Raw genomic sequence first — 25,186 nt, 5'->3', positions numbered from 1 at the left:
TCAGGGTCCGAGGCGCCGGAGTCCTGGCCCGCGCTCGTAACGCCTTAACCGGGCCGCGGATGCGAATCCGCGGCCCGGTTTCCCATGCCCGGCATGGCGCATCGGCTCAGTACAGGGCCTCCGGCGGGTCGTAGAGCCGCACGCCGTCGGTGAGCAGGCCCGCGCGCTTCACCGTGCGCAGCACCGGCACCACTTCCAGCGGTCCGACTTCCTTGATGGCGCCGAGTCGGCCGGTCACGTATTCGTACAGGTCCTCGAGGTCGCGGCAGACCACGACCGCCATCAGGTTGGTGGCGCCGGTGGTCGCCGCGGCGAACGGGACCTCGGGGTGGGAGCCGATCGCGCGGCCGACCGCGTCCAGGTCCGACGGGGCCACCGCCGCCACCAGCATGGCCTCGGCGTCGAAACCCATGTTCGCCGCCTGACACTCGATGTCGAAGTAGAGCACGCCGGCGTCGATCAGGTGCTCCAGGCGGCGGCGCACGGTCGACTCGGACTTGCCGACGGCCGCGGCCAGTTCCGGGTACGGCGCGCGGCCGTCCCGGGCCAGGACCGCGAGCAGGACGCGGTCGGCGTCGTCGAGCTCGAACTCGCCGCGTACCACGGGGAAGTCCCGGCGCAGCGCGGCGATCTGGTCCGCGTCCAGCCCGGCCGTCATGCCGGGCCAGCCGCCGGGGCCGCCGACGAAGGTGTGCATGATCGACTTCACCGAGACGCCGGTGACCTGCCGGGTGCGCGGAAGCTTCTCCAGCAGCAGCGAGTCGCGCTCGTACCGGGAGCGGGAGCGGCTCATGCACGACACCTCGGTGCCGCTGGCGCCGATGTTGACCCAGCCGATGTCCGGGCGGCGGGCCAGCGCGTCGGCGATCCCGGCCGCCGCACCGGGCACGCACTGCACCCGGATCTGCGATTCGTAGAGGCCGACCCGGCTGCCGAGCGGCAGCCCGATCACCCGCAGCAGGCCCTCGCCGCGCAGCCGGCGGTAGCGGCGGGTCACGGTCTGGTCGGTGACCCCGAGCACTTCGGCCAACCGGCTGAACGAGGCCCGGCCGTCCAGCATCAGGGCCTGGGCCAACTGCCGGTCGAGCAGGTCGAGCTCCTCGACCGGCCGGTCGCGGGCCACGCGCGATTGCTGCACTGTCATGGGAATCCATCATGACAGTCGCATCGATCATTGAAAAGCACCGGCTGCCGCTGTCTGGTTCCGCTTTTCCCGCCGCAGCCTGCGATGGTCGAGCACAACCAATCGATCCCCACGCGTCCTCAAGGAGGACCCCATGCGCAAGTGGCTGCCGCTCGTCGCGGTCTGCTTGGGGACGTTCATGCTGTTGGTGGACGTCACCATCGTCACCGTCGCCCTGCCCGACATGGCCCGGAGCCTGCACACCACGTTCGCCGACCTGCAGTGGGTCATGGACATCTACGCCCTGGTGCTGGCCGCGCTGCTGCTGGCCGCCGGCTCGCTCGGCGACCGGGCCGGGCACCGCAAGCTCTACGTCGCCGGGCTGGTCGTCTTCGCCGGCGCCTCGCTCGCCTGCGGGCTGGCCGGCAACCCCGGTGTGCTCATCGCCTTCCGCGCCGTGCAGGGCATAGGCGGCGCGGCGATGCTCGCGACCACGGTCGCGCTGATCAGCCATCTGTACTCCGGACGCGACCTGGGCACCGCCTTCGGCGTCTGGGGCGCGGTCAGCGGCGCCGCGGCGGCCGCCGGGCCGATCATGGGCGGGCTGCTGACCCAGCACCTGGACTGGCGCTGGATCTTCTTCGTCAACCTGCCGATCAGCGTGCTGGCGGTGGCCATGACGCTGCGGTACGTCGGCGAGTCCCGCGGCGAGCGCCGGGGCGGTCTGGACCTGCCGGGCCTGGTGACGTTCACGGCCGCGGCCGGGCTGGCGACCTACGCCTTGATCAAGGGCAACGACTACGGCTGGGGCTCGGCCCGCACGATCGGGGTGTTCGCCGGGGCCGGTGTGGCGCTGGTGGCGTGGATCGCGGTGGAGCTGAAGGGGAAGGCGCCGATGCTGGACCTGAGCCTGTTCCGGCGCGGGACGTTCACCGGCGTGATGATCGGCGCGCTGCTGTTGTCCGGGGCGGCGTTCTCGTACTTCGCCTATGAGTCGCTGTGGCTCCAGTCGACGCTGGGCATGGGACCGGTGACAGCCGGGCTGTGCTTCCTGCCGATGAGCGGCGCGGCGTTCCTCACCGCCGGACTGGGCGGCCGACTGCTGGCCGACCGGGTCTCGCCCGGGCTGATGATCGGCGGCGGGCTGCTGCTGATCGCGGCCGGGTCGGCGGCGCAGATGGCGGTGGGCACCGGGTCGAGCTGGACGGTGCTGGTGCCGGGACTGGCGATCAGCGGTGTCGGTGTCGGGCTGGCCACGCCGACCCTGGTGTCGACGGCCGTCGCCGCGGTCGGGTACCAGCGGGCGGGCATGGCCAGCGGCGCGGTGAACACCGCGCGGCAGCTGGGGAACGCGCTGGGCATCGCGGTGCTCGGGGTGGTCTTCCACGCCGGGCTGACGTCGTCGGTGCGCGGTTCGGGCGTCCCGCGGCCGGTGCCGGTCGCCGACGCGCTGGCGGCCGGGCAGGGCGAGGGCGTGGTGGCGGCCGGCGGGCCGGCGCAGCGGCCGGTGCTGGAGCACATGACGCACGCGGCGTTCGCTTCCGGACTCCAGTCGGTATTCCTGGCGGCGGCGCTGATGGGCGCGGTCGGTGGGCTGGCGGTGCTGGCGCTGGTGCGGCGGCCGAGTACGGGCGGCGGGCACGGCGGCGGGGCGAAGCCGGGTGGGGGACAGGCGGAGTGGTCCGGGTCCGAGAGCGTGCCGGTCGCGATGGAGTTGTAGGCCGCGCGAGCCCTAGGAAGCACGAATCGCAGGAAACGCGAGTTGTCGAAATCGATCGACACGCGCGGTATCAAAATGCGCAGATTCGCCCTCTGCCGTGGCTAATGTCCTTCCGGATCTTCCGGGTAGGGCGAGCAGAGGGCGAGTCTGGCATGGTTGGACGGTTCAGGCACGTCGCGGCTGTGCTGACGGTCGGCGCGTTGGTCGCGGGACCGGACGCACTGTCGGTCGCGGCCACCGCGCCGACGGCAGTGGATGGTCCTACTACTGCGCGGATCGGGTTGGCCGGCGCTGACCCGGACGGGTTACAGCAGTTCGCCGCCGCGGTCTCGGACCCGCACGACGCGCAGTACCGGCACTTCCTGACCCCGGCACAGGCGCAGGCGCGCTTCGGGCCGACGACGGCGCAGCTGGCGAAGGTGCACGCGTGGCTGGCCGGGGGCGGGCTGAAGGTGAGTGCGGAGAACAGCCACTGGATCGATGTGGCCGGGACTGCCGGGGAGATTCGGAAGGCGTTCGGGCAGCTGCCGGAGCGGCGGAGCCACGCGGTCGGGGGGTATGTCTCGCGGGCGGGAGCTGCGGTGCCGGCGGAGTTGGTCGGGGCGGTGTCGAGTGTTGCGGGGTTGGTACCGGAGCCGCGGGGGATGCGGCAGTTTTCTTATCGGGTCGCTGCCGGACCTCGAAGCAGGGTGCTGACGGGTCCCGGAGTGGATCCGGGTGGGCCGATGCAGCCTGCCGGACCCGTTGATAGCAGCGGCCCGGCGGAGCCGACAATCCCGGGAGCCGGAGTGAACCCCGGCGGGCCGATGCAGCCGTCCGGCCCCGTCAGCCCGGTCATCGTCGGCGGCCCCATCAAGCGCAGTCTGCCCACCGATCCCACCGATCCCGGCGCTCCCGCCGATCCCGGCGACCCGACCGCGCCGGCCACCGACTCCACCGCGTGCTCGTCCGACTGGGGCGGCACCCCGGCGACCGGCGTGCCGCAGGGCTACAACAAGCCCGATCCGCTCGTCGTGTGCGGCTACTCCCCCAAGCAGCTGCGCGCCGCGTATGGCGTCACCGCCTCCGGCTTCACCGGTAAAGGCGCCATCATCGGCGTCGTGGACGCGTACGGCTCGCCGACCATGCGGGCTGATGCGAACCAGTTCGCGACGTCGGTCGGGGACACGGCGTTCGGGGCGGGTCAGTACATGGAGTCTGTGGACGCCGGCGGGTGGAAGCACCTCGGGGACGGTGTGTGTGAGACCCCTGCGGCGTGGGGCGGGGAGGAGGCGCTGGACGTCGAGATGGCGCACGGGCTCGCGCCCGGCGCGGTCGTCCACTACTTCGGCGCCGCCTCGTGCCAGGACCAGGACATCGCCGCCACACTGGCCGGGATCGTGGACAAGCGCTCCGCGGACGTGGTGACCGGTTCGTTCGGCGAGATCATGCACGCCACCGGTGACGGCGAGGACGCGGACATCGACCCGGCGCTGATCGCGCAGGAGAACCAGATCTTCACGACCGGGGCGGCCGAGGGCATCGGGTTCGCGTTCGCCAGCGGGGACTGCGGGGACCAGGCGCCGGGGCTGACCGGGCCGGGGTGCGATGCCGGGTCGGCGCGGGCGCAGGTGGAGTGGCCGGCGGCCTCGCCGTGGGTGACCGCGGTCGGCGGGACCGCGCTGGCGCTCGCGGCCGACGGGACGCGGCACTGGGAGGTGCCGATGGGGGATCTGCGCTCGGATCTGTCCGCCGACGGCACCGCGTGGGCCCCGCTCCCCGGCACCTTCTACTTCGGCGGGGGCGGCGGGACCAGCGAGGACTTCGACCAGCCCGGGTATCAGAAGGGCGTGGTGCCGAACGATCTGGCGCACACGGCGGCCGGCGGCAGCACGATCAGCACGGCCATGCGCACGGTGCCGGACGTGGCGCTGGACGGGGACCTGCTGACCGCCGTCCGCACCGGCCACACCGATCCGACGCTCGGCGGCTACGGCCAGGACGTGGTCGGCGGCACGTCCGCGGCGGCCCCGATGTTCGCCGCCGTGCAGGCGGACGCGATGCAGGCCTCCGGCGGGGCCCTGGGCTTCGCCAACCCGGCGCTGTACAAGCGGGCCGGGACGAAGCAGCTCACCGACATCGTCGACCACCCCGCCGGCGCCCCGGCCACGATCTCGGCGGTCGTGGACCACGGCATGTTCGGCGACACCCACGAGGCGCGGCTCTACAAGCTCGACGCGGACCACGGCCTGGCGGCGCGCAAGGGGTACGACACCGCGACCGGGCTCGGCTCGCCGACGGCGGCGTACATCACGTCGTTCAAGCCGGTGAAGAAGCCGGTGAAGACGCCGGTTAAGAAGCCCGCGAAGAAGCCGGTGGCCTAACGATTCGCCCGATGGGGTCAAGCCCCGTGACCGGCGGCACGTGCCGCCGGTTGGGCGCCATAAGCTGATCGGAAGGAACAACCATGCGCAAGCTCGCGACCTTCGCCGCCCTGACCCTGTGCGCCGGCACCACTGTCATCGGCGGTGCGGCGGCCGCCAACGCCGCGGTGAACATCGGGATCGACGACCCGAGCGCCGGCACCACACCGACCACCGTGAGCCCGATGGCCAACACCCCGGAGTTCGCAAGCACGTGGTGCGGCGCGCCGTGGCTGTGGACGAGCCCGGACGGCGGGTCCTGCGGAACTCAGGTGAACGACGCGGCGGCGAAGTAGGCGGCCAAGCCCCGCTGGCAAGGCGGTCGACGCAGCCAATGCGATCGGCGCAATCGACCCGACCGGCGCGGCCGTCCGGTCCAGGGCGGCCAGCCGTCCAGCGGCAAGATCCTCACCTGGGCAGCCAGGCCTCCGGCGACTCGGCCATCCGCCGCACATGCGCCGGCAGCTTCCCGCTGAGCACGTGCGCGAGGCTGGTCTCGTCGAGGACCTTGCGCAGGGCGGCGCGGGCTGCGACCCAGACATCCGAGAGGTGCTGGGCCGCGTTGCCGTACTCGGTCTCGTGCGGGCGCAGCCCCCGGACCTCGGCGAGGGGTCCGTCGACGGCGCGGATCACCTGGCCGATGGAGATCGCGCCGGCGGGGCGGGCCAGGCTGTAGCCGCCTTCGGCGCCGCGGTGGCTGCGGATCAGGTCGGCGCGGCGCAGTTCCACCAGGATCGACTCGACGAACTTGCGCGGCAGTCCCTGGTGTTCGATCAAGACCGTGGACTTGACCAGGTCCGGGCCGTGGGCCGCGAGCTCGAGCATCACCCGGACCGCATAGTCCGCCTTCGCTGAGATCTGCACGGTGCCGATGCTAACAGCCGGTAAACCCACCGGTCCGGCGGGAATCGGTGGGAAGGGTCGGCCGGGCCGGGCTGTCGCGGGCCGCCTCAGGCGTGGACCCCGCGGCGCTTCTCCCCGGCGGTCACCGCCAGGTCCAGGCGGTTGCCCACCGGCGGGACCGGGCAGATGAAGTGGTCGCTGAAGGCGCACGGCGGCAACTGCGCGCGGTTGAAGTCCAGGACGATCTCGCCGCTGCCGGGCCGCACGATCGCGGCGGCGAGCTGGCGGAAGCCGAACGTGTCCGGCCCGTTGGTGGTGTCGCCGAACGTGACGTCGAAACGGTCGCCGGTCCGGGTGGCGGCCAGCCGGTACTCGACCTCGTCCCGCCCGAAGACCAGGTCCCCGTCCAGCGCCAGCCCGCGCTCCCGGCCGTCGGCGTTCAGCACCTGCTCGACGTGGCCGTGGACGTACGGCTCGTACCGCGCCGTGAACACCAGCCCCGGCTCGTACGGGAAGCGCTCGATCCCGGCGAAGGTACGGCGGTTCTCGGCCTCGGGGTCGTACACCCGCACCGCCAGCACGCCTTCGCGGACGATCGGCACCAGCTTGCGGCCGTCGTGGAACACCACGGTCGGATCGGGCGCCAGGTCGGGGTCCAACAGCCGGACGCCGTCCACCGCGACGCCCTCGACCAGCAGTGCGTCGGCCGGCTCGGCGGTGAGGCTGACCCGGTCGCCATCGACGGCCCACCGGCCCGGCAGCCCGTCCAGCGCGACGGCCGCGCCCTCGCCCAGCCAGTGCGTCGCGACCAGGGCGAGCGCGCCGTGCGAGCCGGAAACGGACGCGTCACGCTTCTCAGCCCACTGATTCCAAGCCGGGGGAGCGGGATGCGCTGCGGCGCGGGTCGTCGCGGTCGGCTCCGTCTCGGACATGCTGGACTCCCTAGCTTTCCTATGGGCATTGCCTTGGAGTGCGCAACGCCTCGGTGAGCCACCGGTATTCCGGCGGCTCACCGAGGCGTCGAAGCAAGCGTCGAACCACGCGTGGAACCGGACTTGGAATCAGCCGTGCGTCACGCAGGCATTCGCCTTGTTGGACCACAACCCCTGCACATCGAACTTCCCGGTGGTCAACGTCTCGTAGGCGTCCAGGTTCACGCACTCGTCGCCGATCTCGCCGTTGGCCGTGTTGTTCCAGCCGTCGGTGGGCCAGAAGTCGGTCACCGTCTCGGCGTACTCATGCGTCTCGGTGGACTCGATCCCGGAGAGCATGCGCCCGTCGGTCAGGGTCGTGCACGCACCCGCCCCGAGGTCGGGGACGTAAGGCAGGTTCGTGTACGCGAGCTTGCCGTAGCCGCTGCTGGTGGAGTCGTGCCACGCGCAGAAGCCGCTGTTCGGGAAGCCGTCCGGGTGGGTGCCGGTCGCGGACAGGACCACGTACTGCGCGTTGAGGTTCGGCGCCTGGGTCTTGTTCCCGAAGTGCCCGGCCGCCTTGCCCGCCTCGGCCGCGATCTGCGCCTGGGTGGCGTTGGCCGGCGCCGCGGAACCGTTGTCGAACCAGACGCCGCCGAGGACCGAGGCGGACGGGTGCTTGATGAACGTCGCGGTGGACGGGCACGTCGTGCTGCCCTTCGGGGCGTTCTCGCAGTACTGCGCGAGGATCGTGCCCCAGGTGTCCTTGGCGCCGTACAGCCCCTTGAACATCGCTTGCATGTCCGGGGCGACCTTCGCCGGGTCCTTGGACCACTGGGAACCCCAGAAGACCAGGTACACCTTCGGCGTCGGCGACACCACGCCGGTCTTGCCATTGGTCTGCAGGGACAGAGTGTCGGCACCAGCCGCCGGGGCGGCGTGCGAGCCGGCGCCCGGGGCGATCGGCTTGGCTCCGTAATGGCTCATCCCGGCGGCCGACGAGGTCGATATCGACATCGTGAACGCGGCGGCGGCAGCGGCGGTGAGCGCGGCCAGACGGATCGTGCGCATGGGTCTCCTTCGTGGAGGGCGAAAGAACCGATGGGGTCCACGAAGGAATGTGCTGGAATATCAGAAGTCTGTAAATAGTGGCTTGAGTAAAGCCCGGGCAACGGAAAACGTCCGCCTTCGGAGGGGATTCCCCGGAAGGCGGACGCCGGATCGCTGTGCCAGCCGGATCGCGGCGCCGAACGCGGGCTCGCCGAGTGGCGGAGCCTGTCGCGCCGAGCGCCGGATCGCTAGGCCGGATCCGGGATCAGTGCTCCACGCCGCCGACCGCGTGCGCGATCTGGTCCATCACCTTCTTCTGGATGGCGACCGGGCCGCCGAACAGCGTGATGGTCGAGATCTGGTTCTGCATCGTGTGGAACAGGCTGGTGTCCGCCGGGGCCAGCACGGTCGGGGCGGTCAGCAGCAGCGGCTCGCCGGCGTTGGCCATGTAGGCACCGCCGGTCAGGGCGTCCGCGAACTGCATGCCGGTCGCCACGCCGAACTGGGTCACCGGCATGTCGGCGGCGAACCGCGCGGCGACCGCCGCGGCGGTCTGGTACCGGTCGGCGCCCATCAGGCTGTGCGACTGGCCGCCCAGGTACGCGGTCGCCGCCACCGCCTGGCCGCCCACCGCGTTCAGGTGGAAGGCCGGGTCCGCGGCGCCGTTCTTGACCCGGGCCGCGGCGATGTAGGCCTTGGTGGCCGGGTCCAGCGTCTTGCCGTTGGACAGCAGGATCGCGTTGCCCTCGTCGGCGGCCAGCGGGCCGGCCGACAGCGCGTCCGCGAAGTCGCCGCCGGTGGCCACCACGACCTGGTGCGGGGAGCCCATGCCCTGGGTCGCGATCTGCAACGCGGTCCCGTAGCGGTCGGCGCCGCCGAAGCGCACGACCTTGTAGCCCAGCTGCTGAAGCTGCGTCTGCACCTTCGGCGAGACGGCCACGTTGCCGCCGAGGATGTAGACGGTCTTGCCCTTGGGCAGGACCCGCTGGATCTCCTTGGCGGTCAACGGGTTCAGGCTGGCGGTCTCGGTCAGCAGCAGCGGCCCGCGGTCGCGCTTGGCCAGCGGCACGCCGGCCAGCGCGTCCGGGAAGTTGTCGCCGCGGGCCAGCACCACGGAGTCCGCGATCGCCCGCGGCGAGTTGTCCCCGCCGGCGTTGGACCACTGGCTCTGGGACACCGCGACGCCGGTCCCGTACCGGTCGCTGCCGGCCAGCCGGGAGACCGAGGTGGGCTGGGCCGGCGGCACGTTCGGCGGGGTCGGGGTGCCGGAGTTGTCGAAGCACGCCGGACGCTCGTGGTTCAGCCACAGGGCCATGTAGGCCTGCGCCGAGATCTGCCCGACCCGCTGCTCGGCGCCGACGTAGGAGTTCTCGGCCTGGTCGGCCGGCGTGGTCGCCGGGTTCCACGGGATGTAGGTCTGCCCGGTGCTGAACCGGCTCTGCAGCTGCTCCTCGGCGCCCATGTGGGTGCTGGCGTTGGCCATCGCGTTCGGCGCCAGGTTGTAGGCGCCGACCAGAGCGTCGAAGGACCCGTAGTAGGACGGGAACTGCTTGCCCCAGTCGTTGCCCTGCGGGTAGTTGATCTGCGCCGAGTTCGGCTGGTAGATCGGGTACGGCATGGTGATCGGCGAGTTGTACTGAGCCAGGTTGTTCGGGTCCGGCGCGTACTTGTACGTCGACTGCTCCGAGCCCTGCGACGGCGGGTCGACCGGGTTGGCCAGCGCGCCGTAGACCAGGCCGACGTTGTCCGTCACGGCCTGCGGCGCGCACTTGCCGGCCAGCGCGAAGGTGCCGACCTGCTGGAGCGACTGGTCCAGCGCGGTCATGTAGACCGGGTGCAGGATGTTGTGGTTCTGCACGGTGCCGTCCGGCTGCACGTTCCAGCCCTGCAGCCAGGAGTTCAGCTGGCGGCCGTTGACCACCGTCGGGTTGGACAGGTCGGCCTGGGTCGCGGTGTCGGCGATCAGCAGGTCCTCGTTGCGGCGCTGCCACACCGCGGCGTTCGGGTGGTTCGGCATCATCGCCACGGCCAACCCGAGCAGCTGCGCGTCGTAGTTGTCCTCTTCGGCCTTCGTGTCGCCGGGGGTGACGTCGACGCCGGCCTTGTTGTACTGGTACAGCTGCTCGCTGCCCTGCCCGGAGGTCAGGTAGACGTCGTTGCCGGTGGTCAGCCGGTTCGCCTCGTCGGCCAGCATGCGGGCCACGTCGTCGCGCTCGGACGGGGACAGCTTGTCCCAGACCAGCCAGGCCGCCTGCCCGGTGTAGAAGGCCCACAGCGGCGACTGCCAGCTCTGGCCCCAGGTGGACACCCCGGCCAGGGAGTTGTTCGCGTAGTAGCGGTGGGCCAGCGCGCGCACCATGGTGGCGGCCCGGTTCGCGGCCTCGTCGGCGCTGATCCCGGAGGCGGCGGCGTCCCAGGTGCCGAGCTTCACCGAGGTGGCGATGGACAGCGCGGCCATGCCCGGGAGCCGGAAGGTCTGCTCCGGCACGGCACCGGGGATGTCCAGGTTCAGATATCCGTCGGAAGCCAGGCTGTTGCCATAGGTCTGGTTGTACCAGGTGGTGGCCAGATACCGCGAGGAGTTGCGCAGGGTCTGCGCAAGCTGCTGACTGACCTGGTCTGTCGGCGCTCCACCGGAGAACGCCGAAGGGTTGATCGCCACGACATCCGACCCCGAGGCGGAGACGGAGATGCTGGCGGCTGAGGCGCTGGGCGCCGAGACCAAGGTCCCGCCGAAGGCCGCGCCCGCCACCGCGAGTGTCGATATAACCGATATTTCGCGCTTGCGGCCCATGTAAAACTCCTTGCGTATATCGTTGCCTCGCGGGAGCTTACGCGAACTGCCCCGAGCCTGAGCAGGCTCGGGGCAGTATTTTGAGGCGTAATTCGTCTACGGACGATGCCGTAGATGAAAGGCCTATGAGAATCCGGCGATCAGGCCGGACCCCTCGCGACCAGCGGCGGGACCGACAGCCGGATCAGCGCTCGACCTCACCGCGGATGAACTTCTCCACCGCGTCGCGGGCCTCGTCGTCGAAGTACTGGACCGGCGGGGACTTCATGAAGTAGGAGGACGCCGACAGGATCGGGCCGCCGATGCCGCGGTCCTGGGCGATCTTCGCGCAGCGCACCGCGTCGATGATGACACCCGCCGAGTTCGGGGAGTCCCAGACCTCGAGCTTGTACTCCAGGTTCAGCGGGACGTCGCCGAACGCGCGGCCCTCCAGGCGGACGTAGGCCCACTTGCGGTCGTCCAGCCAGGCCACGTAGTCCGACGGGCCGATGTGCACGTTGCCGGCGCCGAGGTCGTGGGACAGCTGCGAGGTGACGGCCTGGGTCTTGGAGATCTTCTTGGACTCCAGGCGCTCGCGCTCGAGCATGTTCATGAAGTCCATGTTGCCGCCGACGTTCAGCTGCATGGTGCGGTCCAGCACCACGCCGCGGTCCTCGAACAGCTTGGCCAGCACGCGGTGCGTGATGGTCGCGCCGACCTGGGACTTGATGTCGTCGCCGACGATCGGCACCCCGGCGGCCTCGAACTTGTCGGCCCAGGCCTTGGTACCGGCGATGAAGACGGGCAGCGCGTTCACGAACGCCACCTTGGCGTCGATCGCGACCTGCGCGTAGTACTCCGCGGCCTTCTGCGAGCCCACCGGCAGGTAGCAGACCAGGACGTCGGCCTTGGCGGCCTTGAGCGCGGCGACCATGTCGACCGGCTCGGCGTCGGACTCCACGATCGTCTCGCGGTAGTACTTGCCCAGGCCGTCGTTGGTGTGGCCGCGCTGCACGATCACGCCGGTCGGCGGGACGTCGGCGATCTTGATGGTGTTGTTCTCGCTGGCGCCGATGGCGTCGGCCAGGTCCAGGCCGACCTTCTTGGCGTCGACGTCGAACGCGGCCACGAACTCCAGGTCGCTGACGTGGTACTCGCCGAACTGGACGTGCATCAGGCCGGGGACCTTGGCGTTGGGGTCGGCGTCCTTGTAGTACTCGACGCCCTGCACCAGCGAGGCGGCGCAGTTACCGACGCCGATGATCGCTACTCGAACCGAACCCATGAACGGTTTCTCCTTCATCTTCCGTGCCCGGGGGAAACGGGCACGTTCTCCTGCGTATATATGGAAAAGGGGACAGTGGCCGGCCGGCTGTGACCGGGCCTCTCGGACAGTTCTCCTCGGCGCGGGAGCGCTAGGAGGGCCGGGGCTCCGGGGAGCCTTGCTGGGGTTGCTGCTGCGATGGAGCCGGGAACGCTTGCTCGTGCTCGGTCCGGATCAACTCGTTGAGCCAACGGACCTCACGCTCGGTGCTCTCCAGGCCGTGCCGTTGGAGCTCCAATGTGTAGGAGTCCAGCCGGTCACGGCTGCGGGCGAGCGATCCGCGCACCGCCTCCATCCGCTCCTCCAGACGGCTGCGCCGTCCCTCGAGGATGCGGATCCGGACGCCGGCGTTGGTCCGCCCGAAGAACGCGAAGTGGACGCCGAAGTTGTCGTCCTCCCACGCCGCCGACCCGGAGGTCGTCATGAGCTCCTGGAACCGCTCCTTGCCCTCCGCGGTCAGCTTGTAGCTGATCTTGGCCCGGCGCGAGGCGGCCACGTTGGCGGTCGCGGTGTCGTCCTCGGCGATCCAGCCGCGGGCGACCAAGTCCTTCAAGCAGGGATACAGGGTCCCGTAGGACAGCGCGCGGAAGGCCCCGAGCTGCACGTTGAGCTGACGTCGCAGCTCATAGCCGTGCATCGGGTTCTCGTGGAGCAGACCGAGGACCGCCAGTTCCAGGATCTGGGACCGCTTCGCCATCGCTCGCTCCTTCCTTGGCCGACCGTGCGCGCCGTACGGTTCCGTACGCCGCCGTCTCCCGATACATCGGGCGGATACACCTCACCGATACAGCCACTCGATGTATCGCTCCGATACATCGAAACGGTAGCGGGTGTCGGCGGCACCGCACAAGTCCCCTGGTGGAAGGAACGAAACGGACAGATCGCCGCCACTCCCCCGGTCTCCATGGCTCTGTGGGGTACCTTTTGCCGATAGCGCGTCCGGGGCGGGGCGGGAACGCAACCGGCCGACGGGTTTCGCGCGTCTCCGCGAGCAAGCCGGTCCATGGCGGTTCCCATCCGCCGGCCACCGGCGGGCAAGGGGAGGCGGGCGGCGAGCGCTGCTCCACAGTGGACTTCAGGTGAGGCGGACCGAGGTATGAGCGAGCACGGCAGTCGACGCGCCGGAGGTGGCGGCGGGTCACGGGGACGCCGTCCGGCTGGCGGCGGCGGCTTCTCGGACAAGCTCGACGGGCTCTCCAACCAGCTGTCCGGGATGTTCGGCAAGCGCCGCGGGGGCGGCGGCCGGCGCGGCGGCGACGGGTACGACGACCAGTACGACGAGTACGAGTCCTACGACGACCGCGATTATCAGGACCATGCCTACGAGTCCGGCGGATACGACGACCGCTACGGCACCGAGCCGGCCGAGACCGCCTCCGGCGGCGGCCGCCGGGGCCTCAGCGGCGCGGCGCGCCGCCGCGGCGGCTCCGCGCAGGCCCGCTCAGGCGCCTACCGCCGGGACGAGTTGCCGCCCAAAGACTGGTGGATGAAGTTCATCAACTACCCGCGCTACGGCAAGCGCGGGTGGCGGCACTGGATGCCCTCCATCAAGCAGATACTGTCGGTCTTCCTGGGTTTCCTGTTCACGGTTATAGGCGTCGTGGCCTACGCGTATGCCAACACCACGATCCCGCTGGCCAAGAACAACATCGCGGCCGGCAACCCGACCAGCTTCACCTATGACGACGGCAAAGAGGTCTTCAACCAGATCGGCGTCAACTACTACCAGGTCAACGACATAGCGCAGATCCCGCAGGTGTTCCAGAACGCGTTCGTCGCGGCGGAGAACTACTCCTTCTGGAGCGACCCCGGCGTGTCGTTCACCGGTGTGGCCCGCTCGGCGCTGAACGACCTGTTCGGCAGCGGCGGCACCCAGGGCGGTTCGACGATCACCCAGCAGTACGTGAAGAACGCGTACCTGTCGCAGGACCAGACGCTGGGCCGCAAGATCAATGAAATCATGATCTCCATAAAGCTCAACCACACGGAGAGCAAACAGCAGATCCTGCTCGGCTACCTGAACCAGATCTCGTTCGGCCGCGGCGCGTACGGCATCGACGCCGCCGCCCGGGCCTACTTCGGCAAGCCGATCGCCCAGTTCACCAACAACGACGTCCAGGAGGCGGCCTTCCTGGCCGCGCTGGTCAACGACCCCAGCAACTTCGCCACCGCGCTGGCCAACCCGAAGGCCCGCACGGACAACCCCAAGACGTTCGACCGGTTCACGCGGCGGTACAACGCGATCCTGGCGAACATGGCGGAGTACAAGTTCATCTCCAAGCCGCAAAGCGATACCAACCAGGGCAAGCTGCCGGCGGTCAAGGACGAGAAGGCGCCGAACCTCGGCGGGTACGTCGGGTACATGAAGGACGCCGCCACAGCCTTCCTCGCGGCGCAGATGCAGGAGTACCCCAGCGATCCGGCCACCCAGAAGTACGCGAACATCGACAACCTGTCCAAGGGCGGGTACAAGATCGTCACCACGTACAGCCACGCGATGATGAACGACTCGGTCCAGGCCGCCAACGCGTTGTGGACCGGGACCAGCGGCGGTGGTCAAGGGAAACTGAACCCCAGTCAGCCAGCCGACCACGACGTACACCTGGCGTTCGCCTCGATCGATCCGAAGAGCGGCGAGCTGAAGTCCTTCTACACCGGCACCGACGGCAAAGAGGAATACACCCAGAACGCCTTCAACTACGCGATCCAGGGTGGCGTGCAGGTCGGTTCGACGTTCAAGCCGATCACGCTGGCGGCCGCGCTGCAGACCGGCAAGTTCTCGCTGGACAGCCAGGAAGAGGGCTCTAACTTCAAGCCGCTCTACTATCCGGCCGGGTCGAAAGAGCCGATGACCTACACAGACCCCAACAGCGGCGCGACCAAGTTCTACCCTCCCAACGAGGACGACGAGGCAGCCGGCGGCTTCGACGGCATGGCGACGCTGAAGCAGGGCCTGGCGTTGTCGCTCAACTCGGTCTTCGTCTCGCTGGAACTGGACCCGGCGATCACCCCGCAGGGGGTCTGGAACATGGCCGTGAACCTGGGCATCAAGCCGGACACCTCCGACCTGTACCCGGTCCCCGCGCTGACCCTCGGCGTCGCCGAGATCACCCCGATGCGCATGGCCACCGTCTACTCCGCATTCGACAGCGGTGGCGTCTCGCACGAGCCGGTGCAGGTCAGCGAGATCGTCGACCAGAAGACCGGACAGGTCGTCTGGACGCCGCCGGCACTGCGTCCGAATAGCGGGGTCAACAAGCAGGTGATCTCCGCCAACACCGCCGCCGGGGTCACCAACGCGCTGCAGTCGGTGTTCGGCAAGGGCGGTACCGCCTCGCAGAACACCGACGCCGCGAAGCTCTCCGACCAGGCGAACGGCAACCTGGCCGGTAAGACCGGTACCAGCGACAACGGCCACTCGGCCTGGTTCACCGGCTTCTCCTCGTCGCTGGTGACGTCCGTGGGGCTCTTCCGGTCGACACCGGACACCGGCGCGATTGAATCGCTGGCCGGTCTGGGCTACGACAATCCGAAGCAACGCATCAACGGTAACGACTGGCCGACGTCGGTCTGGTCGGCGTTCATGAGCATCGAAATGGGCAAGAACAAGGACAACTTCGCCAAACCGTTCCCGCCGTATACGCCAACCTGCTCCGGGGTCTCCAACCTGATCCCGACCGGCGGATCGGTCGAACCCGGCACGCTGGCCAGCGGTTCGGGCTCGATTCCGGGCACCCCGACCGGCTCGGAGGCGAACTGCCAGTCGGTGTTCGTCCCGACGCCCACCCCGACGCCGACGCCGACCCCGACGAAGGCGACGACGTCCTCGCAGGCGCAGCTGTGCACGCCGCCGGCGCAGTTCGACCCGGCCACGCAGCAGTGTGTGACGCTGCCTTCGACGCCGACGGACACCAGCTCGCAGGGGCAGCCGACCGGCACCGGGACGTCCAGCCCCACGTCGCCGTGGGGCCAGCCCTCCACCACGCCGTCCACGCCGTCGAGCCAGTACTGCAAGCGGAACCCGACGGATCCGTCGTGTCCGACGACCTCGGGGCCGTCCTCGTCCACGACCACGTCCGGTCTGCCCGGGTTCGGACCGCCGAGCTGAGTTCTGAATCTTTCCCAGGACATGCAGACGGACAACGGACCGGTAGGGCACGATGTGCAAGTGAGTTCGGACGTGAGCGACCAGGCGCCCGGCCCGTCGGAGGAACCGACGGGCCGGAGCGCGGCGGCACCCACCCTCGTCGCCCCCTCCCTCGACGACCCGGTGGTGAACGCCGCCTCGGACGCGGTGGGCGGGCCGCTGGGCGTGCGGGCCTTCCGGCCGAAGCTGGGGTCCAACACCGCGATCCGGACCGTGGCGCGGGTGCTGGTGCTGCTCACGCTGCTCACCCTGGGGCTCGGCGTGGCGCAGCGCTCGCCGTGCTACTCCACGGCCTGGAACGGCACGGGTAAGCAGCAGTACAACCACCTGTGCTACACCGACGTGCCGTACATGTACTACGGCCGCGGGTTCGACAAGGACCTCACGCCCTACCGCCAGACCGACGCCGCCAGCGGCAACTACGGGCTGGAGTACCCCGTGGTGGCCGGCGCGACGATGGCGACCGCGGCGCTGCTGGCGCAGAAGCTGGGCGCCGACACCCCGGACCAGGTGCGGTGGTTCTACAACATCACCACGTGGTTCCTGATCGTGTTCTCGATCGTCTGCGTCCTGGCCATCATCGGCCTGGCCGGACGAAGGCCCTGGGACGCGGCGATGTTCGCGTTGGCCCCGGGGCTGCTCCTGACCGGAACCATAAACTGGGACCTGATCGCGGTCGCCCTGGCCTCGGTCGGCATGCTGGCCTGGGCCCGGAACAAACCCGTGGTGGCCGGCATCGCCCTGGGACTGGGCTCGGCCACGAAGCTGTACCCGGTCTTCTTGCTGATCCCGTTGCTGGTGCTGTGCTGGCGCGCCGGCCGCATGCGCCAGTGGACCCAGGCGACCGGCACGGCGGTGGTGACCTGGCTGGTGGTGAACGCCCCGGTCATGATCTTCGCCTTCCAGGGCTGGAAGTACTTCTTCACCTTCAACGACAACCGCCCGATCGACCTGGGCTCCCCCTGGTTCGCGATCCGCCACTGGTGGAACTGGGAACCGCCGAACAAGAACGTGGTCATCATCGCCCTGGTCCTGGCCGGCTGGCTCGGCGTGGCCCTGCTGGGCCTGATGGCCCGCCGCCGACCGCGCTTCGCCCAACTGGCGTTCCTCACCATCGCGATCTTCGTCCTGTTGAACAAGGTCTACTCGCCGCAGTACGTCCTGTGGCTGATCCCCCTGGCCGCACTGGCCCGCCCGCGCTGGCGCGACTTCCTGATCTGGCAGTGCTGCGAGGCCGCCTACTACGTGGCGGTCTGGTACTACCTGGTCTGGCAGGCGGGGCCGAGCAACGGCAACACCCGCGGCCTGCCGGACAACTTCTACGTGTGGGCGATCATCATCCACCTCGCGGGCATCGTGTTCATGATGGTGCAGATCATCCGCGACATCCTCGACCCCCGCCGCGACCCCATCCGCGCCGACGGCGTCGACGACGACCCGGCCGGCGGCGCGGTGGCCGGCAGCCCGGACGTGTGGGCGTGGTCGCAGCCGCGGTCGCATCGGGCGGCGCACGGGGTGACGAGCGAGCCTGAGCTCGCCGCGATCTGAGCTCGTTTTGGAGGCGGGGGAAGGCTGGGCGCAGGCTCAAGCCGGTACCGCACAGGAGCGGCCCGAGAGCGAGAGTGAGGCGGTACCGCCGCCCGAAGGCGATGTTCCCGCGCAGCCCGGGAGCAATGCATGGCAGCCCCGCCGACGGCTAGGCGAAGTGGACCGCGCGTCGCTGGCCGTGTGGGGCGCCACGCGGCTCGGCATGGTGGTGCTGGCCTGGATCAGCGCGTGGGTGTTCATCACCGGGCCGACGAAGCCGGGGCCGTGGCTGGCCCGCTGGGATCGGTGGGACGAGGGGATCTTCCTCGGCATCGCGCAGCACGGGTATTTCGCGGCCGGGACCGATCCGAGGCACGTGGCGTTCTTTCCCGGATTCCCGGTAGCGGTGTGGCTGGCGCACCTGTTCGTGGGGAACTGGGTCACGGCCGGGTTGGCGGTGTCGCTGGTGGCCGGAGCGGTCGCGACCGTGGCGTTGGGGCGGTTGGCGGCGGATGAGATGGAGCGGACTCGGCGGCGCGGGGTAGTCGCCATCCCCGCAGACCCGGCAGACCCGGCAGACCCCGCCGACCCGGCCAGCCCTGGCAGGTTCGCCCGCACCCGCGCCACCCAGGCCGCCGCAAACGCGACCTTCTTCTTCGCCCTGGCTCCGGCGGCGGTGTTCCTCGCAGCGGGCTACAGCGAGAGCCTGTTCGCGGCTTTCGCCTTCTCCGCGTGGCTGGCGGCCCGCCGCGACCGCTGGGCGCTGGCCGTGGTGTTGGCGGCGGGCGCCAGCGCGGTGCGGGTGAACGGGCTCTTCCTCGCGGCGGCCATCGCGTTGGAGTTCGTCCTGGCCGGGCGCGGACGCGGACGGCGGCGATGGCGGCAGGCGCCGTTGCTCGCGGTACCACTGCTGCCGGTGGCCGCGTACATGACGTACCTGCACCACCGCACCGGAGACTGGGCCGCGTGGCAGCACGCGCAGGCGGCCGGGTGGTTCCGCACGTTCCGCAACCCGAAGTACGCGTGGGACGAGACCTGGCGCGCCGCCTTCGGGGCCAGCCAGGCCGGGCACACCGCGTGGGTCTTCCAGCTGGAGCTGCTGGCGGTCGTGGTGGGCGTCGCACTGACCGCCGTACTGCTGCTGAAGCGCCGGTGGCCGGAGGCGCTCTACGTCGCCCTCTCGCTGTTCGCGCTCGGCACCACCACATGGTTCATGTCCGTCCCCCGCGCGATGCTCCTGTGGTGGCCGCTGTGGACGATGCTCGGCACGTGGGCCGTGCGGCGCCCGGTGGTGCGGACGCTCTACGTGTGCTGCGTCGCGCCGGTCATGGCAGGCGTGGCGTTGCTGTTCCTGTCGGGTCAGTGGGCGGGCTGAGGTCGCTGGGCGGGCTGAGGAACCCCCAAACTCCCCGGCTACCATCGACCCATGTCGAGCACGTCGAAGTTCCTGCGCGATCTGGCCAAGAAGACCAACACCGCTTCGGCCGCGCGCGCCGTCCTGCGCGCCACGCACCTGAAGACCGGTCCGGGACGGCTCGGCGACCCGCGCGCGGGGCTCCCGGCGTCGGTCCTACCGGCTGGCGGGAACCGTATTACGGCGGAGAACGCTAAAGCGGGTTCTGCAGACTGGCGCATGGGCGGCGGCAAGTCGCGCCCGGGGACGGACCACGAGCGGCAGATCAAGGGCTACGCGTCCACCGACTCGGTCGCGGTCGGGCAGGCCATCGACTTCCACGTGGCGGTGGAGCCCGCTGGTTCCTTCACGATCTCCGTGTACCGCCTCGGCTATTACGCGGGGGCCTCGGCACGTCGCGTACTGGTGTCCCCGACGCTTAACGCCGGGCCGCAGCCGGTGCCGACGCCGGATGCGGAGACCGGGCGGATCGCCGTGGAGTGGCCGGTGGCGTGGACGCTGGACATCCCGACGGGCTGGGTGTCGGGGACCTACGTGGCTGTCTTGGACAAGGCTGACGGGTTCCGGAACTACGTGCCCTTCGTGGTGCGTGAGGATGAGGTCTCCGCAGACTTCCTTGTAGTACTGCCGTCGACCAGTTGGCAGGCCTATAACTGGTGGCCGCGCGACGGGATCACGGGGCGCAACGTCTATTACGGCTACGTCACTAAGGACGCCGCGGAGAACGACCCCGCGCTTAAAGCGAAGTTCTCTGCAGACGCGCGTGGATGGATCTCCAACCCGGCGCGAGCAACCCAGGTCTCCTTCGCACGCCCCTATTTCGCCGATGGTCTGCCTGACGGATTCGTCCGCGAGCAGTCCTTCATCCAGTGGGCCGAAGGCATGGGCTACGACCTCACCTACGCCACCGGGCTGGACCTGCACGCCGGACGCATCGATCCGAGTAAGTACAAAGGCCTGATCTTCGCCGGCCATGACGAGTACTGGTCGACGGATATGTACCGGCACGCCGAGGAGGCGGTCGCCGCGGGAACGTCTCTAGCGTTCCTCACTGCGAACAACGCCTATTGGCACGTCCGCTATGACGAAGCCTCCCGCACCATGTCCTGCTACAAAGGCTTCGAGGACCCGCACATCGAGGACTTCGGCACCGGGATGTGGCGCGCCGGCGAGGGGCATCCGCGCGCCGAGCAGCAGCTGATGGGGGTGCAGTACAGCGGGATCCTCAAGGGGCGGCACCCATTGGTCGTCCACGAGTCCGGGCACTGGTTCTGGGCCGGGACCGGAGTGAAGGACGGGGACGAACTGCCGGGGCTGCTTGGCGGGGAGGCCGACTCGTTCTTCGAGGACATGCCGAGGGCGAAGGCCGAGGAGCAGACGCTGCTGACCGCGTCGCCGTACACGATTTCCAACGGGACGCGGTTCGTGCAGAACACGAGTGTCTACCGCGCGGCGAGCGGGGCTTGGGTGTTCACGGCCGGGACGTTCCTTTGGCCGCTGGGGTTGGGGCACCCGGGGTATCAGGACGCGCGGGTAACGCGCGCCACGGCCAACTTCCTGAGCCGGGTGAAGGGCTGAGCCTCAGTCGAAGACCACCCGGTCCACGTGCGTCATCACCGGGCTCACCTCGGCCGGCAGTTCCTCCCCCACCTTCGGCGGCGTCACACCGGCGGGCACGAACAGTACTGACACCTGCATGTGCGGGGGCTCCGCGAACCACAGTGTTTTGTCCTGCCAGGAGAACGGGGACATGGTCCGGTTCAGCAGGGCCAGGGCGGCGCGGCGGATGAACTTCGCGCGGTTCACCAGGCCGGAGGGGCCGCGGCCGAAGTTCTTGGGGTTCTCCATGCCGACGCCGTGGGCTGTGCCGCCGGAGACGGTGAGGAGGTAGCCGTCTTTGCGTGCCTTGTGCTGGCGGTAGCCGAAGCGGTCGCCCTTGGCCACCTTCTGCACGCTGTGCACTGTGCCTCGCGCCTGGAGGGCGCCGCGATCGCCGAGCCAGAGTTCGGTGCCGATGCGGGGTCGGACCGTGGTGCCGGTGTGGCGTTTGGCCAGGGTGCTGATTTCGGCCGGGGTCAGGTGGCTGACGAACAGGGTGGGAACCGGGATGCCCGCGGTGGTCAGGGCTTCGATCCAGTCGCCAGCTTCGCGGACGTAGTCGTGGCTGCCGCTGACGCGGTCCAGTGGCATGTGGACGGAGAAGCCCTCGACGCGGGCTTGGTCCGATTCCAGGGCGGCGGCCAGTTTGGGGATCTCGCTCTTTTCCAGTCCGAAGCGGCGCATCGAGGTCTTCAGGTCGACGACCGCGCGGCGGCCTGTCAGGGCCTCCAGGGCCTCGACGGAGGCCACGGTGCGGATGACGCGGTCTGGGAGATCGCGGACGTCCTCGCCGGGAAGATAGGGGGTCAGGACCAGGAGCCGGCCCGAGTAATGGTCCTTGGCCTCTTCGGCTTCGGCGGCCGTGCCGACCGCTGTGAGCTCCACGCCCCTCGCGGCGAGTTTGGAGGCCGCCTCCATGAGGGTCGCGATGCCGAGGCCGTAGCCGTTGACGCCCTTGGCCACCGGCACCAGATCGGGGTGCCGGGCCAGGACCTCGTCCTGGTGGGCGCGCCAGCGCTCGGCGTCGACGTGCAGCGTCAGCGACAAGGTTCCGACTCCTTATACGTACGCGTATTGTCCGCGCCTTGTGGCGGCGGGACTTTCGGATTAGCGGCGGGACAGGTAGATGTCGAAGGCGCGGTGCAGGAGCCGGTTCAACGGGTAGTCCCATTCGCCCAGGTACTCCACCGCCTGGCCGCCGGTGCCCAGCTTGAACTGGATCAGGCCGAACAGGTGGTCCTCGGGGTCCAGGGTGTCACTGATGCCGCGCAGGTCGTAGACCTTGCAGCCGGCGGCGTGTGAATCGCTCAGCATGCGCCACTGGATGGCGTTGGACGGGCGCAGTTCGCGCTTGTGGTCGCCGGAGGCGCCGTAGGAGTACCAGGCGTGGTCGCCGACGGTCACCAGGGTGGTGGCGGCCAGGAGTTCGCCCTCGTGGCGGGCCAGGTACAGGCGCAGGCGGTTCGGGTTCTCCGCCTCCATCGCCTTCCACATCCGCTGGAAGTACGGCAGCGGGCGCGGGGTGAACTGGTCGCGGCGGGCGGTGACCTCGTAGAGCTTGTGGAACTCCGGGAGGTCGTCGTAGCCGCCGATGGTGACCTCGACGCCGTTCTTCGCCGCCTTCTTGATGTTGCGGCGCCACAGCTGGTTGAAGCCCTTCTGGATGTCCTCCAGCTCGCGCGGCTTGCCGGACTCGTCGACCAGTGGGAGCTGGAACACGTAGCGGGGCTGGAAGTCGCCGAAGCCGGCGCCGTCGGCTTCCTTGCGGGTCCAGCCGGTGGCCCGCAGGTTCTCGATGACGTGCAGGGCCGTCGGGTCCTCGAAGTCCGCCTTTATGTCCTTCAGGCGTACTCCGCCGTCGGCGTCCGCGATGGCTTTCTTCAGCGTCTCGGAGGTCCAGCGCCGGGAGACCAGCTGCGGGCCCATCTTCACCGTGAAGGCGCGCTGCTTGCGCAGGTGCGCCAGCAGCTGCTTCAGCGCCGGGCCGGCCTCGGCCGTGGTGAGGTCCAGGATCGGGCCCTCGGGGAGGTAGGCCAGGGACCGGCGCAGGAAGGGGAGCTTGTCGCGCTTGGGGATCGGCACGTCCCGGTAGAGCACCAGGGCCGCGCCGACGACCTGGCCGGTGGCCTCCTCGACCCAGCCGACCGACTCCGGGCGCCAGTCCGTCTTCACGTCGCCGTTGGCAGGACACTGCAGGAAGCTGACAGAGGTCGTGGCGTTCTTCTCCGCCGCGCGCTCCTCGATGAACGCCAGATGTTCCTCGCGGCTCAGCGTCCGCACCCTCAAGACCATGCGCCAACCTTATGCGACGCGCTCCCGCAGCCACTTGATGTCCGCCGCCTGTGCCTCGGCACCGCCGGGCGTCTCGCAGATCGCCGGGGCCCCGGCCTCGGCGATCACCTGCGCGATCGCCTCCGCCGGGGCGATCTCGCCGGCCCCGAAGTTGGCGTGCCGGTCGATGCCGGAGTCGAAGCCGCCCTGCGAGTCGTTGGCGTGGACCAGGTCGATCCGGCCGGTGACGGCCTTGAGGTCGGCGACCGCGCTCTCCAGCGGGATACCGCCGGCGAAGGCGTGGCAGGTGTCCAGACACAGGCCGATGCCGCTGTGCCCGACGGCGTCCCACAGTTTGGCGATCGACTCCAGGCGGCGGGCCATGGCATGGTCGCCGCCCGCGGTGTTCTCGATGAACACCGGGCAGTGCTGCTCCAGTTGGTCCACGGCCTTGCGCCAGTTGTCGAAACCGGCGTCCGGATCGTCGGCGGCGCTGATGTGGCCGCCGTGCACCACCACGCCGCGGGCGCCGGCCTGGGCCGCCAGCGCGACGGTCTGCTGGAGCAGCTTGCGGCTGGGGATCCGGATCCGGTTGTTCGTGTGCGCGACGTTGATGATGTACGCGGCGTGCACGTAGACGGCCAGGTCGGCCTGTTCGGCGGCGGCCCGCAGCGCGGCGGCGCCGCCGGGGTAGGCCACGGTCGGCGCCTTCCAGCTCTGCGGGTCGCCCAGGAAGATCTGGACGGCGTTCGCCTCGCGGGCCGCCGCCTCGGCGATCGGGTCTTCGTTGCCGACGTGGGAACCGATGCGCATAGCCATGGCCACCACGCTAACCGCTCGCGCCGACAGGACCACTCGTACTGTCGGCTGCCTGGTCGGGGCCCGAAGACACGGACCGGCGAACCCGCGGTGCCGGCGGGATCACCGCAGACCGGTGGGACCAGCAGAGACCGGTGGGACTACCAGAGACCGCCGTGGTGCAAGTGGAAGGCGAAGGCCACCGCGGCGAGCCCGATCGCGCAGACGTTCACCATCCGCTCATAGGTGGTGTCCGACGTCAGCTGCGCGTACAGCCCGACCACGATGCCGGCCAGCGCGATCCAGCCGCCCAGGATGTGTCCGCCGGTCCAGCCGATCAGGGCCGCGCCGACCACGGCCAGCACCAGGGCCGCCACGGTCAGGACCAGCTCCTGGGCGTGGCTGCCGATGTGGAAGCCGGGGCGCTCACGGGGGTCCAGCGCGTAGTCGGCGGCCGTCGATCCGGGACGGCCGGCCACCTCGGGGCCGTAGTCGCCCGCACCCGCGTCGGGGGTCGTCTGCGTCATGCCTGCCACCTCGCTCACATCCGCGCTGATGATTCACGGGAGATCAGAAACGTATTCGGACCAATACCCAGGATCGGGTCAACCGACACGGATTTCAATCCGGGCGGCTCGCCGGGGTAGCCTTGACCGTTCCCCGAGTGTCGGTGGCCTGCAGTAGCGTCGCCGTCGAAGGCGAGTTGCACCGTGCCGACCAGGGGAGACGCGCTAAACCCTCCTGCCACGGAGAGACCGTGGCCGCATAGTCCAAAGGAGGTGGGTTACGCATATGCGTCAGTACGAAGTCATGGTCATCCTGGACCCGGACCTCGACGAGCGTTCGATCGCCCCGGCCCTCGAGGGATTCCTCAAGGTCATCCGCGATCTGGGCGGCAGCATCGAGAAGAACGACATCTGGGGCCGCCGTCGGCTCGCCTACGAGATCAAGACCAAGAGCGGCAAGAAGGTCAGCGAGGGCATCTACGCCGTCGTCGACGTGCAGGCCACGCCGGACGCCGTCAAGGAGTTCGACCGTCAGGCGAACCTGTCCGAGACCGTCGTCCGCACCAAGGTCATCCGTCCCGACCAGCGGTAAGACACCGCGCACTCACGTTTGAGGACCTGACATGGCAGGCGAGACCGTCATCACCGTCGTCGGCAACCTGACCGACGACCCCGAGCTGCGCTTCACCCCGTCGGGTGCGGCGGTCGCGAACTTCACCGTCGCGTCCACGCCCCGCACCCTGGACCGCCAGACCAACGAGTGGAAGGACGGCGACGC

20 protein-coding genes are annotated in these 25,186 nt (G+C 69.7%); 9 read left to right on the top strand and 11 right to left on the bottom strand.

All coding sequences use genetic code 11. The features are described 5' to 3' along the window. Positions 1 to 106 precede the first annotated feature (106 nt). Positions 107 to 1,144 (bottom strand): Lrp/AsnC family transcriptional regulator, encoded by a 1,038-nt coding sequence (locus tag KGQ19_RS28720; RefSeq protein ID WP_230419597.1) that lies wholly within the window; start codon positions 1,142 to 1,144, stop codon positions 107 to 109. Between the two features lie 133 nt (positions 1,145 to 1,277). Between KGQ19_RS28720 and KGQ19_RS28715 the strand changes: the two genes are divergently transcribed. From KGQ19_RS28715 to KGQ19_RS28705, 3 genes are all read left to right on the top strand, one after another. After that, positions 1,278 to 2,843 (top strand): MFS transporter, encoded by a 1,566-nt coding sequence (locus KGQ19_RS28715; RefSeq protein ID WP_212014524.1) that lies wholly within the window; start codon positions 1,278 to 1,280, stop codon positions 2,841 to 2,843. Positions 2,844 to 2,995: 152 nt separating this feature from the next. Further along, complete coding sequence (locus tag KGQ19_RS28710) at positions 2,996 to 5,206, top strand: S53 family peptidase (protein ID WP_212014522.1); 2,211 nt, start codon at positions 2,996 to 2,998, stop codon at positions 5,204 to 5,206. A gap of 83 nt (positions 5,207 to 5,289) precedes the next feature. Next, a complete protein-coding gene (locus KGQ19_RS28705) occupies positions 5,290 to 5,541 on the top strand; it encodes a hypothetical protein (RefSeq protein WP_212014521.1) in 252 nt (83 codons plus the stop codon). A gap of 112 nt (positions 5,542 to 5,653) precedes the next feature. Here KGQ19_RS28705 and KGQ19_RS28700 read toward each other — a convergent pair whose 3' ends face one another. From KGQ19_RS28700 to KGQ19_RS28675, 6 genes are all read right to left on the bottom strand, one after another. Beyond that, positions 5,654 to 6,109, bottom strand: coding sequence for an RrF2 family transcriptional regulator (locus tag KGQ19_RS28700; RefSeq protein ID WP_212014519.1), 456 nt, complete (start codon positions 6,107 to 6,109; stop codon positions 5,654 to 5,656). A gap of 86 nt (positions 6,110 to 6,195) precedes the next feature. Further along, positions 6,196 to 7,020, bottom strand: a complete 825-nt coding sequence (locus tag KGQ19_RS28695; RefSeq protein ID WP_212014516.1) for a DUF1684 domain-containing protein — start codon at positions 7,018 to 7,020, stop codon at positions 6,196 to 6,198. A gap of 129 nt (positions 7,021 to 7,149) precedes the next feature. Further along, a complete protein-coding gene (locus KGQ19_RS28690; protein WP_212014514.1) occupies positions 7,150 to 8,070 on the bottom strand; it encodes a hypothetical protein in 921 nt (306 codons plus the stop codon). A gap of 244 nt (positions 8,071 to 8,314) precedes the next feature. After that, on the bottom strand, positions 8,315 to 10,843 hold the full coding sequence (locus tag KGQ19_RS28685; protein ID WP_212014512.1) for a cell wall-binding repeat-containing protein: 2,529 nt from the start codon (positions 10,841 to 10,843) through the stop codon (positions 8,315 to 8,317). Positions 10,844 to 11,027: 184 nt separating this feature from the next. Next, positions 11,028 to 12,107: an inositol-3-phosphate synthase gene (locus tag KGQ19_RS28680; RefSeq protein ID WP_212014510.1), complete on the bottom strand. Its 1,080-nt coding sequence runs from the start codon at positions 12,105 to 12,107 to the stop codon at positions 11,028 to 11,030. Positions 12,108 to 12,237: 130 nt separating this feature from the next. Continuing rightward, positions 12,238 to 12,843, bottom strand: a complete 606-nt coding sequence (locus tag KGQ19_RS28675; protein ID WP_212014508.1) for a PadR family transcriptional regulator — start codon at positions 12,841 to 12,843, stop codon at positions 12,238 to 12,240. A gap of 399 nt (positions 12,844 to 13,242) precedes the next feature. Here KGQ19_RS28675 and KGQ19_RS28670 point away from each other — a divergent pair, with 399 nt between their 5' ends. From KGQ19_RS28670 to KGQ19_RS28655, 4 genes are all read left to right on the top strand, one after another. Next, entirely contained in the window at positions 13,243 to 16,254 is a 3,012-nt protein-coding gene (locus KGQ19_RS28670; protein ID WP_212014506.1) for a transglycosylase domain-containing protein, read from the top strand. Between the two features lie 60 nt (positions 16,255 to 16,314). Then, positions 16,315 to 17,841 (top strand): glycosyltransferase family 87 protein, encoded by a 1,527-nt coding sequence (locus KGQ19_RS28665; RefSeq protein ID WP_212014504.1) that lies wholly within the window; start codon positions 16,315 to 16,317, stop codon positions 17,839 to 17,841. A 157-nt stretch (positions 17,842 to 17,998) separates the two neighbouring features. Then, positions 17,999 to 19,195 (top strand): mannosyltransferase family protein, encoded by a 1,197-nt coding sequence (locus KGQ19_RS28660; RefSeq protein ID WP_212014496.1) that lies wholly within the window; start codon positions 17,999 to 18,001, stop codon positions 19,193 to 19,195. 51 nt (positions 19,196 to 19,246) lie between these two features. After that, a complete protein-coding gene (locus KGQ19_RS28655; protein ID WP_212014494.1) occupies positions 19,247 to 20,812 on the top strand; it encodes a N,N-dimethylformamidase beta subunit family domain-containing protein in 1,566 nt (521 codons plus the stop codon). 3 nt (positions 20,813 to 20,815) lie between these two features. Here KGQ19_RS28655 and KGQ19_RS28650 read toward each other — a convergent pair whose 3' ends face one another. From KGQ19_RS28650 to KGQ19_RS28635, 4 genes are all read right to left on the bottom strand, one after another. Beyond that, positions 20,816 to 21,880: an alanine racemase gene (locus tag KGQ19_RS28650; RefSeq protein WP_212014492.1), complete on the bottom strand. Its 1,065-nt coding sequence runs from the start codon at positions 21,878 to 21,880 to the stop codon at positions 20,816 to 20,818. A gap of 60 nt (positions 21,881 to 21,940) precedes the next feature. Further along, the gene (locus KGQ19_RS28645; RefSeq protein ID WP_212014490.1) at positions 21,941 to 23,125 is read right to left on the bottom strand and encodes a lipid II:glycine glycyltransferase FemX; all 1,185 of its coding nucleotides are present in this window, start codon (positions 23,123 to 23,125) and stop codon (positions 21,941 to 21,943) included. A gap of 9 nt (positions 23,126 to 23,134) precedes the next feature. Then, complete coding sequence (locus KGQ19_RS28640) at positions 23,135 to 23,923, bottom strand: deoxyribonuclease IV (RefSeq protein ID WP_212014488.1); 789 nt, start codon at positions 23,921 to 23,923, stop codon at positions 23,135 to 23,137. 140 nt (positions 23,924 to 24,063) lie between these two features. Then, positions 24,064 to 24,429, bottom strand: a complete 366-nt coding sequence (locus KGQ19_RS28635) for a hypothetical protein (protein WP_212014486.1) — start codon at positions 24,427 to 24,429, stop codon at positions 24,064 to 24,066. Positions 24,430 to 24,694: 265 nt separating this feature from the next. Here KGQ19_RS28635 and rpsF point away from each other — a divergent pair, with 265 nt between their 5' ends. Next, positions 24,695 to 25,000 carry a 30S ribosomal protein S6 gene (gene rpsF, locus KGQ19_RS28630; protein ID WP_012784585.1) on the top strand — a complete coding sequence of 102 codons (306 nt, stop codon included), beginning with the start codon at positions 24,695 to 24,697 and terminating at the stop codon, positions 24,998 to 25,000. Positions 25,001 to 25,031: 31 nt separating this feature from the next. After that, positions 25,032 to 25,186 (top strand): single-stranded DNA-binding protein (locus KGQ19_RS28625; protein ID WP_212014541.1); only part of this gene is annotated, 155 nt, incomplete at its 3' end.

The sequence above is a fragment of the Catenulispora pinistramenti genome (assembly GCF_018274385.1).
Classification (GTDB): domain Bacteria; phylum Actinomycetota; class Actinomycetes; order Streptomycetales; family Catenulisporaceae; genus Catenulispora; species Catenulispora pinistramenti.
Note: the sequence above shows the minus strand (reverse complement) of the source record. Positions and strands in the feature narration are given on the sequence as shown.